The following is a 12041-nucleotide window of genomic DNA, read 5'->3' on the forward strand; positions in this document are numbered from 1 at the left end:
TAAAATAAGAAAGTGAGTTTATGCAATATGAAAAATTATGATTTTATTCCACAAAATTATTCTGTTCATTATGAACAAACAAGTGCCGTTTGGGATCTAAGTGACGCCTTCTTAAAGCTTATCCCATTTGATCACGAAGCGCTCGTTTTTTGTTGTATTGGTACGGACCGATCTACGGGTGATGCACTTGGACCGATTATTGGTAGCCAATTAAATAGTGCCTTTTCTTTCCCATTCCGTATTGTCGGCACATTGGAGCAGCCGTTACATGCTTTAAATTTAATCGAAAAACAAGAACAGTTGCACATGGAGTTTCAAAATCCATTTATAATCGCTATTGATGCTTGCTTAGGTGAATCGGATGCTATTGGTTCCATACTGCTTCATCAAGGGCCACTTTATCCTGGAAAGGCCGTAAAAAAGCAATTGCCCCCAGTCGGTAACATTTCGGTGAAAGGAATTGTCAACGTCGGAGGCTTTATGGAAGCAACTGTATTACAAAACACAAGGTTGCATCTAACATATTCAATGGGTGATAAAATCGTTCGTGCACTCATGCTTGCTTGGCAACGTCATTTATTGAAAGATAAAAACAACGGCAACCAAAATCGTAACCATACCAATGCTCGGAAGCAAATTGGCTACGCGGATTTTCGTTAAACCAGCGACATTCAAACCAATGGCTAATATCATAATTCCGCCCGTTGCTGTCATTTCCTTAATAAATAAATCAAGTGCTTCTTGAGGAATATATGTACTAATGACACCAGCGAACAGGGCAATTGACCCTTGATAAACAAAAACAGGAACAGCGGAAAGCAACACACCAATTCCTAACGTAGATGCTAAAATAATCGAAGTAAATCCATCAATAATTCCTTTTGTAATCAAAACATTATGATCGTTTCTCAGACCACTATCTAGCGCACCTATAATTGCCATTGAACCAATTGCAAAAATAAGCGTTGCCGTCACAAAACCTTCTGCAATTGATCCTTGTTCTGCTTTTTTCCCAAAAATCGATTCTACCCATTGGCCAAATCGATTAAACTGTTTATCAAGGTTTAACCACTCGCCAATCATCGTTCCAACAACTAAACTACTAATAACAATAATAAAGTTACCGCTCTCAAATCCCATTTGAATACCTAGTACTGCCACCGCAAGACCAATAATCGACATAACGGCTTTCTTCATTGACTCAGGGATATTTTTAAACATGCGACCAAGTAATGCACCAATAATGATAAATAAAGCATTCAATAAAGATCCCAATAACACCATAATTTTACCTCTTTCTGCATAAGTCTATTTATATTTAACAATCCATTACGCCTCGGCGTAATTGCGTCCAGATTTTTTTCAAGCATGCTCGAAAAACTCCTTTAAAAATCTGTAACATACGCCAGGGGCTTTAACTTAATTCAGCCGGGGTTTGAAACCCCACTGAATTAAGGGCATTCCTGACATTCATCCCCTTACTTATAGGAGCGGAGGATTTCTGCTGAAGCAAATTAAAATCTATTATTCATTTAATATCACTGATTTTAACACTCTTGCGAATTAAACTTTAGATGATGTCCCCCCTTTTTATTGGGAACAAAAAAGGGACGAATACCTAAAAAGGACTCGTTCCTTTAAATAAACGGCATTTTGATTTTGAATCAAAATGCCGTTTTTAACTTATAGGATAAATTTCTCATTGCTCTTCTAACTTTAAAATTTCTAAGATTCGATGTAAGTCATCATCTGAATAAAATTCAATTTCAATCTTACCTTTATTTTTCACCTTTTTAATTTGTACTTGTGTTCCGAAATATTCCCGTAGCTGGGATTCAGTTGCTTGGACATGAACATCCTTTTTTTCTTTTTCTGTTTCACGTGAAACGTCGTCATTTAATATTTGAATTAACTTTTCAAGCTGGCGAACGTTTAATTGATCCTTTATAACCTTTTTTGCAATTTCAGGAATACGACGTTTATTTTTTAATCCTAATAAAGCACGTCCATGCCCCATTGATAGTTGTCCACTATTTACAAGTTCACGGATTTCCTCAGGTAATTGTAATAAGCGAATTAAGTTGGCAATATGAGGGCGGCTTTTTCCTAATCGCTTTGCCAAATCTTCCTGTGTAAAATTCAATTGATTAATTAAACTATTATAAGCATCTGCTTCTTCGATGGGTGTTAAATCTTCACGCTGTAAGTTTTCTAAAATAGCGACTTCCATCATTTGCTGCTCATCGAAGTCCTTCACAATCGCTGGTATTTCAACTAAACCAGCTTGCTTAGCTGCTCTAAAGCGACGTTCACCAACAACGATTTCATATTTTCTACCTTTTTTTCTTACGATAATCGGTTGAATAATCCCATGTTCAATAATTGATGCAGACAGCTCTGTAATGGCTGTTTCATCAAAAATTTTACGCGGTTGGAAGGGGTTTTCTAAAATTTTCGTCAAGGCAATTTGTTGTACTTGATCTTCCATATGTACAGACTCTTCACGAAATAATGCATCGATTCCTTTTCCCAAACCTTTAACCATTTTTAATCACTTCCCTTGCAAACTCTAAATATAATTCTGCACCGCGCGATTTTGCATCATAAAGAATAATCGGTTTTCCATGACTCGGCGCTTCACTTAATCGAACATTACGCGGAATAATCGAATGATAGACCTTATCTTGAAAATAACGTTTTACTTCATCGATTACTTGAATACCCAGATTCGTACGTGCATCTAACATTGTTAAAAGGACGCCATCAATCATCAAACTTTTATTTAAATGCTTTTGTACAAGGCGAACTGTTGATAATAGCTGACTTAATCCTTCTAGCGCATAATATTCACATTGCACAGGAATAATTAGAGCATCCGCGGCTGTCAAGGCGTTAATCGTCAATAACCCTAATGATGGTGGACAATCAATAACGATAAAATCAAAACGTTCCTTCACTTCTTGTAACGCCTTTTTTAATCGAACTTCACGTGAAATGGTCGACACCAATTCAATTTCAGCACCAGCTAACGAAATCGTTGCAGGAACAACATATAAATTATCAATTTTTGTTTGTTGAATTACTTCCTTGATGTCCTCATCATTAATTAAAACATCGTAAATACAACTTTCTAAGTCACCTTTTCTAACTCCAAGTCCACTAGAAGCATTGCCTTGGGGATCGATATCAATTAATAATACTTTCTTTCCTAAAAAAGCTAAACATGCACTTAAATTTACAGATGTCGTCGTTTTCCCTACGCCACCCTTTTGATTGGCAATTGCAATTATACGTCCCAAATGCGCACCTGCTTTCATCACTTCGTTTTAGGTTGAATCATTAATTAAAACTTCGAGACTCATCATTATTTTTGGTATTTTCTGAAATTAAGTTTAATCTACTTTAATTCTAACAAAAAATCATCTAAAACGTTGCATGAAATTAATTTATTTTGTAATTTAATCCAATTTATATTAAATTATTTATTTAAATTCTAAAAAATCCCCTATATAAGATTACATAGGAGACTTTTGTTTATTTCTTTTTTGGGATTTTTACAGTAATTTGATAATAATCTTCTGTATCTTCTTCTTCTGTTTTCACATTAATACCACTTTTACTAACCATAGATAATGATTGTTTAATCGTATTTAATGCAATTCGCACATCTTTACTAATTGCTTTTCGCTTTGGTTTTTCCCTTTTTACTTCAGGCTCTTCTGGCTGCAATAGCTTTTGGATTTGGTCTTCTAGCTGTCTTACATTCCATTCAAATTCCTTCGTTGCAGCAATTAGTTGTAACTGTAATTGTTCATCCTTTATCGCAATTAACGCTCGTGCATGTCGTTCTGAAATTTCGCGGTTTAAAATCGCATCTTGAACAAATTGAGGAAGCTTTAACAATCGTAGTTTATTCGCTACCGTAGATTGTCCCTTCCCTAAACGCTGTGCAAGTGCTTCTTGTGTAAGTGAATGCATCTCCAACAATTGCTGATAGGCAAGTGCTTCTTCAATTGCAGTTAATTCCTCACGTTGAAGGTTTTCAATAAGTGCAATAGAAGCGGTCTCCCTATCGTTTAAATTGCGTACAATGGCTGGTACGTCTGTCCATTGTAGAGATTTCATCGCTCGGTAACGGCGTTCTCCTGCAATAATCTCATAGTTCCCTGGTTGATCACTTATTGGACGAATTACAATCGGTTGAATTACGCCATGTGTGTGTATGGTTCTTGCTAACTCTTCAATCCTCTCATCATCAAAAACAGTACGAGGCTGATAACGGTTTGGAATGATTTTTTCTATTGGAATTTTAACTACTTCTTCTGAAGCCATAGATACATTTTCTATTACTTCTACTTCACTTTTTACTTCTGGCTCTTGTTCTTGCTTCACTCCGCCTCCGAAAAAACGTGAAAAAGTACTCTTCATCCGTGTGGCACCACCTTTAAGTAACTATCTAGCTCATATTCAATATTATTTATGATTCACTCGCAAAAGTACAGTGTCCAATGAACGGTAATTTTAGAATAACAACATAAAAATAAATATGTATGCATCAAAAGACGAAAACATTTCATTATTTATGTTATTGATTTTAACCACAAACAGATTAGGACTCTCTTAACGCATTGAAATTCCCCTTTATTTGATTGGGCTTTTATTTGGTACACCCGGTTTACGTGGATATTTTTTAGGCGTGGTCTTTACTTTATCAAAAATATAAAGTGAACGCTCACTTTCTTCAACCGGTAAATGGAAAGCAAACTCTTCTTTTGCTTTCGCGCCTAATGTAGAGATTGCCTTTGCTGCATCTTTCATTTCTTCTGCTCCTGCTGCTGCCTTTAATGCAACAAAATAGCCGCCCACTTTTGCTAGTGGAATACATAACTCTGATAAAACTGATAGACGTGCCACCGCGCGTGCTGTCACCACATCAAATTGCTCACGATACTGACTGTTTTGACCAAACTCTTCTGCACGAGCATGGACAAAGTTCATATTTTGTAATTGTAATTGTTCTGTTAGATGGTTTAAAAACGTAATGCGCTTATTTAATGAATCGACAATGGTAATTTCTAGATGGGGGAAGCAAATTTTAATTGGAATACTTGGGAAGCCTGCACCTGCCCCAACGTCACATACAGTTGTTACTTTTGTAAAATCAAAATAGAAAGATGCACTAATTGAATCGTAAAAATGCTTTAAATAAACACCTTCTAAGTCCGTAATCGCTGTTAAATTCATTTTTTCATTCCACTCAACAAGTAGTTCAAAATATGTTTTGAACTGCGCAATTTGTTGTTGTGTTAATTCAATTCCTTTGCTTCTTAACGCCTCGATAAATTGTTTTTCGTTCATATAGCCAGTCTCCTTTATGAAGGAGTGCCTTTAGAAGACGTAGTAAGCTTTTCACTACGTCATTTAAGCAATTTAATCATTGCTTTTCTTAAAGGACACTCTAATAAATCAATCATGCCCCGGCATAATTACATCCAGAATTAGCTTTTTACTTGCACAGGATGTTAGCTGTTGTCGTATCCATTCGACAACAGCTAACTGACCTTCATTGCGCAGTCCTCCTTACCTATTCTGTGACATCCGCCGGGGCCCATCTTCTTTCGGTGAATTATTGGACACCCGCAAAAGTAGGAATTTAAAAAACCGCATTCATCTTACCACCTCTATGGGTGGGTAACTTCTGCTAAAAGGAGTTACATCGTATTAATGCGAGCAATTTTACCTTGCTCAATATACACAAGTAAAATCGAAATATCTGCTGGGTTTACACCCGAAATACGAGAAGCTTGCGCTATAGATAATGGACGTACATCTTTTAATTTCATACGCGCTTCTGTTGCGATTCCTGAGATGGCATCATAATCAATATTCTCGGGAATTTTCTTATTCTCTAATTTTTTCATTTTTTCTACTTGCTGCATGGCTTTTTGAATATAGCCTTCATACTTTAATTGAATCTCAATTTGCTCTTGCTCATCTTCAGATAGCGCTACATCCGATGGTATTAATGTCGCGATATGTTCATAATGCATTTCCGTACGTTTTAGTAAATCCGCTCCACGGATTCCATCTTTTAATTCCGTTCCACCAACTGATCGAATAACGGCTTGTGTCGTTTCATTTGGCTTAATAATGACTTCACGAAGGCGAGTAATTTCTCCTTCAATTCGTTGTTTTTTTAGTTGGAATTTTGCATGGCGATCCTCTGAGATTAAACCTGCTTTATAGCCGATTTCTGTTAATCGTAAATCGGCATTATCATGACGTAAAAGTAAACGATATTCCGCACGTGATGTTAATAAACGATACGGTTCATTTGTCCCTTTTGTTACTAAGTCATCAATGAGTACACCCATATAAGCGTCTGAACGGCTTAAAATAATTTCTGCACGTCCTAAAATTTTGGCTGCCGCGTTCATTCCTGCTAATAATCCTTGACCCGCTGCCTCTTCATAGCCTGACGTACCGTTAATTTGACCCGCTGTATATAAACCGCTAATTTTTTTCGTTTCAAGTGTTGGCCATAATTGAGTTGGAACGACTGAATCATACTCGATCGCATAACCAGCACGCATCATTTCTGCATTTTCTAAGCCAGGGACACTAGCAATTAATTTTTTTTGGACATGTTCTGGCAAGCTTGTTGAAAGCCCTTGTACATAAACTTCACGTGTATTACGTCCTTCTGGCTCCAAGAAAATTTGGTGACGTGGTTTATCGTTAAAGCGTGTTACTTTATCTTCAATAGATGGACAATAACGTGGACCTGTTCCTTTAATCATCCCAGAAAACATTGGTGATAAATGTAAATTATCTTCAATTACTTTATGTGTTTGTTCACTCGTATACGTTAACCAGCAAGGGAGCTGATCCATAATAAATTCTGTTGTTTCAAAGCTGAACGCTCGTGGTACATCATCACCGGGTTGAATTTCCGTTTTTGAATAATCAATTGTACGGTTATTCACACGAGGCGGCGTACCTGTTTTAAAGCGAATTAAATCCAAGCCAAGTTCTTTTAAGTTATCTGCTAACTTAATGGATGGTTGCTGATTATTCGGTCCTGATGAATATTTCAAATCACCAATTATGATTTCACCACGTAAAAACGTACCGGATGTAATAATAACAGCTGCCGCTCGGTAAATCGCACCGATTTGTGTGATAACCCCCTTAACTTCGCCCTCTTCAATAATTAATTCATCGACCATCGCTTGATGAATTTGTAAGTTTGGCTCTTCTTCTAATACTCGTTTCATTTCATGCTGGTATTGGAATTTGTCTGCTTGTGCACGTAATGCACGTACAGCAGGTCCTTTACCTGTATTTAACATACGCATTTGGATATGGGTTTTGTCGATGACTTTCCCCATTAAACCACCTAATGCGTCAATTTCACGCACGACGATTCCTTTTGCTGGTCCACCTACTGAAGGATTACATGGCATAAATGCAATCATATCTAAATTTATTGTCAACATGAGTGTTTTTGCACCCATTCTTGCTGCTGCATAAGCTGCTTCGACGCCGGCATGTCCTGCTCCGACAACAATCACATCAAATGTGCCTGCCTCATATTTTGTTGGCATGCTGTTCTTCCTTTCTTTACTCAAATAGAATTTATTTCCCTAAACAGAATTGCGAAAATAGCTGATTAATTAAGCTTTCTTGCACAGTATCTCCAATAATTTCGCCAAGGATTTCCCATGTACGTGTTACATCAATTTGAATCATATCTACTGGTACACCCGATTCAGCTGCCATTAATGCATCTTCAATTGTTGCTTGCGCTTGGTGAAGTAATGCAATATGGCGCGCATTTGAAACATACGTTAAGTCATTTGCTTCAATCTGGCCTTCAAAAAATAAAGCAGCAATGGCTTCTTCAAGCTCGATAACGCCCTCTTCTTTTAATAATGACGTCGTTACAACACGATGCTTGCCAGCTAATTCATGCACACGGTTTAAATCGATTTTACGCTCAATATCCGTTTTATTCACCACGACGATAAAATCCATCGCTTGAATTGTTTCGAATAAACGCTCATCTTCAACTGATAATTCTTCCCCATAATTAAGAACAAGTAAAATTAAATCCGCGTCTTTTAACGCTTCACGTGAACGCTCCACACCAATGCGTTCTACAATATCCTCTGTTTCACGAATTCCTGCTGTATCTACTAAGCGTAATGGTACACCACGCACATTTACATATTCTTCTATAATATCACGCGTTGTCCCTGCAATATCCGTTACAATCGCTTTATTTTCTTGTACTAAACTATTTAAAAGTGAGGATTTACCTACATTTGGTCGTCCTAAAATAACTGTAGAAAGTCCTTCACGTAATATTTTTCCCTGAGATGAAGTTTGTAATAATTGAATGATTTCCTCTCGGACCCAGCTACATTTTTCTAACAAGACCGGAATCGTCATTTCTTCTACATCATCATACTCTGGATAATCTATATTAACCTCTACCTGTGCCAATGTCTCTAGTAACGCTTGACGTAAAGAGGTAATCAATCTTGATAATTTCCCGTCCATTTGACCAAGTGCTACATTCATTGCACGATCTGTTTTTGCACGAATTAAGTCCATTACAGCCTCTGCTTGTGATAAGTCAATTCGCCCATTTAAAAAAGCACGTTTTGTAAACTCTCCTGGTTCTGCTAATCTTGCGCCTGAACGTAATACTAATTGTAATACGCGATTTACTGACACAATTCCACCGTGACAATTAATTTCAACGACATCCTCACGCGTAAATGTTTTTGGACCACGCATTAATGATAGCATTACTTCTTCTACTATTTCATCAGTTTTTGGATCAATTAAATGCCCATAATGAATCGTATGTGACGGTACTTCTGTTAAACGTTTCCCGTTTGGTGATTTAAATAATTTATCTGCAATTTCTACTGCTTCATCGCCACTTAAACGAACAATCGCAATAGCTCCTTCTCCCATTGGTGTGGATATCGCAGCAATCGTATCGAATTCCATTTGTATCCTCCTAATTCATCATTATCCACATGTGGATAAGTTGCTACCGAACTGTACTCTCTAACAATTTAGACTAACATATTTTAAGCAAAATCTAAAGTAATGTCATTTGATTCCTCTTTTTAAAGTGAAATATAAAAACGGCCTTTCCAGTGGAATGGGCCGTTTTTATTGTCTGTATGAATAAGCTAATTTGACCGCAACTTATTTAATCGGTTCAATTACTAAATAACGATTCGGTTCAACGCCTTCTGAATATGTTTCGATATCTAGGCGATTTGCTAACGCATTATGAATAATTTTTCGTTCGTATGATGCCATTGGCTCAAATGTGACAGGCTTACGCGTATGCGTTGCTTTGTCTGCCATTCGCTCTGCTAATTGTTCCAGTGCTATTTGACGACGTTCACGATAATCTTCCACATCAATTTGTAAAATCATAAAAGATTTAGCTGTTTTGTTTAACATCAGCTGTGTTATTTGCTGCAGCGCATTTAATGTATAACCACGCTTACCAATTAATAAAGCCGCTTTTTCACTTGATAATTTAAACAAAACATTTTTACCATCCGACGTATGTTCGATTGATAAATCTGTAATCCCCATTGGTTCTGCAATACTTATTAAGTATTTCTTCGCTTCCTCAATTGGGTCAACCTCAGCTTGCAGTTCATGGTGAATTGGTTGTGCCCCATTTATATGATTTGGCTCTTCCTCAGAAATTTCCGTAGCAGTTTGTTGTAGATTTTCACTAATGACTGGCTGCTCGGTGATTTCTTTATTCTCTTTTAATTGAACTATTTCTTTTACTGTGACACGTACTTCAGCAGGACGTGCCCCAAAACCTAAAAATCCTTTTTTACCTTCTTGTAAAACTTCCACATCAACTTGTTCACGTGAATGGCCAAGCTTTTGTAACGCCAATGAGATCGCTTTTTCTAATGTTGCGCCTATTTGCGTAGTTTGTTTCACTATTTCGCTCCTCCTGTATCGGCAGCTTCCGGTTTATTTTTATTCCAAGGTTTGTAAATTGCAAGGTTTTGTAATACAGAAACAATATTTCCGACCACCCAATATAATGATAAGGCTGCTGGTAAAACTATACCGAAACCAATAATCATTAATGGCATGATATACATCATGATTTTCATTTGTGGATTATCAACAGCAGGACCCGTCATTAATACAACATATTGGATAAGACCCGCAATAATTGCTAATAATATACTTGGTTCTGCTAAAGGCAATGTTAAAAATGTGCCTAATTCAAATGCTGGTGTTGCATTCATACGGCTAATTGCATGATAGAAACCAATTAAGATTGGCATTTGAACAAAGATTGGTAAACATCCAGCAAGTGGGTTAACCCCAGAAGTTTGCATTAATTGCATCATTTCTTGCTGATACTTTTGTTGTGTAGCCGCGTCTTTAGAGCTATATTTTGCTTGTAACTCTTTTAGCTTCGGCTGAATTTCCTGCATTTTTTTAGAGCTCTTAATTTGCTTAATTGTTAACGGTAAAATTACTAATCGGATAATAATTGTTACAATAATAATCCCAAGTGCGTAGCTCGAAAACATGTCCGCAAAAAGCTTAATGAATGATACGAGTGGCCAAACGATAAATTCATTCCAAAAACCTTCACTTTTAGCTGAGATTGGCTGATCAAATTCACTACAACCTGAAAGAAGTAAAACTACTGATACAAGTGATAGCATTAACCAAAGATTTTTCTTCAATCTTCTTCCTCCTAAAGCAAACCTATTCAATTTTATGACAATATTTTACCATGTGAATCCGTTTTTATACTACTAATTGACCCATTATTTTAATGCTTCATGTGAAACTAATCACGACTCACTGTAAATGACATCCTTATATAGGCCAGCTAGAAAATAACTCTCTCTATCAATATTATTTTTTTAGAACCCGTGCAACCTTTAATACATGTTCTAAACTTTTTTTTGTTTCATCAAAATTTAATGTGGCCGCCTGCGTTCTGGCGATAATAACATAATCCATATCTTTTCTTACTTCATCTTTTAATTCAAGAAAAGCTTGGCGAAGATAGCGTTTTACTCGAACACGTGTAACCGCGTTCCCAACTTTTTTACTTACCGATAAGCCTATGCGAAACACCTCTTGTTGTTCACCCTTTAAGCAATAAACAACAAATTGGCGATTCGCAAATGACTTACCTTTTCTAAACACCTTTTGAAAATCTTCATTTTTCTTAATACGTTGGCGTTTATTCATTGATCCATTCACCTGTCCCATCTAATCATTGGTTCTTTTTTGCTTCAATCGGAAATAAAAGAAAAAAAGACCACTGATGTGGCTCAGTGGACTTATGCTGATAATACTTTTCTTCCTTTACGACGACGAGCTGCTAAAACATTACGGCCGTTTTTTGTGCTCATGCGAGCGCGGAAACCGTGTACTTTAGAGTGCTTACGTTTTTTAGGTTGGTACGTACGTTTCATTTGTATACACCTCCTGCATTCGAATGTTACTATATCTATTTCTACATACAGACCATGACATTATATAAATAATTTCAACCATTTGTCAATGGCTATTCAATTTTTTCTTATTTTTGTTCATGGAGTACTTCTATCATTATACCTCATTGCGTCCAAATGTTGAATTGAAGCATGCATATTGTAGCTCAAATAGCCGTTTCACCTGAATGCAACAAACATCAATTACACCTCGGCTATTTCTTGTCCAGGTTTTCCTGGAGCATGCTCGAAAAGCCTCCCCAAAAAAATCTACGACATCCGTTTAAGCAAGTTAAACTAACGTCCTCTAATAAACTCCTTTCAAATTGCGTTCACGACCACCGAGAACTTAATCTTCTTTTCACACTTGCCTACACTCAAGGAAAATAAGCTAGTTTCCCCCTCCCTCAAGTTATCCACAACTCTTTGGGAATTGTCCCCGTAAGTTGTGAATAATTATTTTGTCCCCTTTTTTTATCCACACCCCTTATCTACAACTTTTTCACAAATTCTATA

12 protein-coding genes are annotated in these 12041 nt (G+C 36.7%); 1 reads left to right on the forward strand and 11 read right to left on the reverse strand.

Annotation, left to right across the window (positions count from 1 at the left end; all coding sequences use genetic code 11):
* Positions 1 to 27 precede the first annotated feature (27 nt).
* Positions 28 to 660, forward strand: a complete 633-nt coding sequence (gene yyaC / locus CSE16_RS21155) for a spore protease YyaC (protein WP_099425691.1) — start codon at positions 28 to 30, stop codon at positions 658 to 660.
* Here the strand turns inward: yyaC and CSE16_RS21160 are convergent.
* The 11 genes from CSE16_RS21160 to rpmH form a co-directional block, all read right to left on the reverse strand.
* Positions 577 to 1284, reverse strand: coding sequence for a DUF554 domain-containing protein (locus CSE16_RS21160; protein WP_099425692.1), 708 nt, complete (start codon positions 1282 to 1284; stop codon positions 577 to 579). The genes yyaC and CSE16_RS21160 overlap by 84 nt on opposite strands.
* A gap of 415 nt (positions 1285 to 1699) precedes the next feature.
* Positions 1700 to 2545: a ParB/RepB/Spo0J family partition protein gene (locus CSE16_RS21165; RefSeq protein WP_099425693.1), complete on the reverse strand. Its 846-nt coding sequence runs from the start codon at positions 2543 to 2545 to the stop codon at positions 1700 to 1702.
* Positions 2538 to 3299 (reverse strand): ParA family protein, encoded by a 762-nt coding sequence (locus CSE16_RS21170; RefSeq protein WP_099425694.1) that lies wholly within the window; start codon positions 3297 to 3299, stop codon positions 2538 to 2540. The genes CSE16_RS21165 and CSE16_RS21170 overlap by 8 nt, the downstream gene beginning before the upstream one ends.
* A gap of 235 nt (positions 3300 to 3534) precedes the next feature.
* Entirely contained in the window at positions 3535 to 4428 is an 894-nt protein-coding gene (gene noc, locus CSE16_RS21175; protein ID WP_099425695.1) for a nucleoid occlusion protein, read from the reverse strand.
* Positions 4429 to 4641: 213 nt separating this feature from the next.
* Positions 4642 to 5358, reverse strand: a complete 717-nt coding sequence (gene rsmG, locus CSE16_RS21180) for a 16S rRNA (guanine(527)-N(7))-methyltransferase RsmG (protein WP_099425696.1) — start codon at positions 5356 to 5358, stop codon at positions 4642 to 4644.
* A 353-nt stretch (positions 5359 to 5711) separates the two neighbouring features.
* On the reverse strand, positions 5712 to 7607 hold the full coding sequence (gene mnmG / locus CSE16_RS21185) for a tRNA uridine-5-carboxymethylaminomethyl(34) synthesis enzyme MnmG (protein ID WP_099425697.1): 1896 nt from the start codon (positions 7605 to 7607) through the stop codon (positions 5712 to 5714).
* Positions 7608 to 7638: 31 nt separating this feature from the next.
* Positions 7639 to 9024: a tRNA uridine-5-carboxymethylaminomethyl(34) synthesis GTPase MnmE gene (mnmE, locus tag CSE16_RS21190; RefSeq protein WP_099425698.1), complete on the reverse strand. Its 1386-nt coding sequence runs from the start codon at positions 9022 to 9024 to the stop codon at positions 7639 to 7641.
* Positions 9025 to 9228: 204 nt separating this feature from the next.
* Positions 9229 to 9996, reverse strand: coding sequence for an RNA-binding cell elongation regulator Jag/EloR (jag, locus tag CSE16_RS21195; RefSeq protein WP_099425699.1), 768 nt, complete (start codon positions 9994 to 9996; stop codon positions 9229 to 9231).
* Positions 9996 to 10763 carry a membrane protein insertase YidC gene (yidC, locus tag CSE16_RS21200; RefSeq protein WP_099425700.1) on the reverse strand — a complete coding sequence of 256 codons (768 nt, stop codon included), beginning with the start codon at positions 10761 to 10763 and terminating at the stop codon, positions 9996 to 9998. Before yidC ends, jag begins: the two co-directional genes overlap by 1 nt.
* Before the next feature lie 175 nt (positions 10764 to 10938).
* A complete protein-coding gene (gene rnpA / locus CSE16_RS21205) occupies positions 10939 to 11280 on the reverse strand; it encodes a ribonuclease P protein component (RefSeq protein WP_099425701.1) in 342 nt (113 codons plus the stop codon).
* Between the two features lie 92 nt (positions 11281 to 11372).
* On the reverse strand, positions 11373 to 11507 hold the full coding sequence (gene rpmH / locus CSE16_RS21210; RefSeq protein ID WP_099425702.1) for a 50S ribosomal protein L34: 135 nt from the start codon (positions 11505 to 11507) through the stop codon (positions 11373 to 11375).
* Between the last annotated feature and the right edge of the window lie 534 nt (positions 11508 to 12041).

The organism is Solibacillus sp. R5-41, assembly GCF_002736105.1.
Lineage (GTDB): Bacteria > Bacillota > Bacilli > Bacillales_A > Planococcaceae > Solibacillus.

What these genes read in the sequence shown, in the direction of transcription:
- yyaC (WP_099425691.1), top strand. Translation starts at nt 28, where the DNA reads ATGAAAAATTATGATTTTATTCCACAAAATTATTCTGTTCATTATGAA.
- CSE16_RS21160 (WP_099425692.1), bottom strand. Translation starts at nt 1,284, where the DNA reads ATGGTGTTATTGGGATCTTTATTGAATGCTTTATTTATCATTATTGGT.
- CSE16_RS21165 (WP_099425693.1), bottom strand. Translation starts at nt 2,545, where the DNA reads ATGGTTAAAGGTTTGGGAAAAGGAATCGATGCATTATTTCGTGAAGAG.
- noc (WP_099425695.1), bottom strand. Translation starts at nt 4,428, where the DNA reads ATGAAGAGTACTTTTTCACGTTTTTTCGGAGGCGGAGTGAAGCAAGAA.
- rsmG (WP_099425696.1), bottom strand. Translation starts at nt 5,358, where the DNA reads ATGAACGAAAAACAATTTATCGAGGCGTTAAGAAGCAAAGGAATTGAA.
- mnmG (WP_099425697.1), bottom strand. Translation starts at nt 7,607, where the DNA reads ATGCCAACAAAATATGAGGCAGGCACATTTGATGTGATTGTTGTCGGA.
- mnmE (WP_099425698.1), bottom strand. Translation starts at nt 9,024, where the DNA reads ATGGAATTCGATACGATTGCTGCGATATCCACACCAATGGGAGAAGGA.
- rnpA (WP_099425701.1), bottom strand. Translation starts at nt 11,280, where the DNA reads ATGAATAAACGCCAACGTATTAAGAAAAATGAAGATTTTCAAAAGGTG.
- rpmH (WP_099425702.1), bottom strand. Translation starts at nt 11,507, where the DNA reads ATGAAACGTACGTACCAACCTAAAAAACGTAAGCACTCTAAAGTACAC.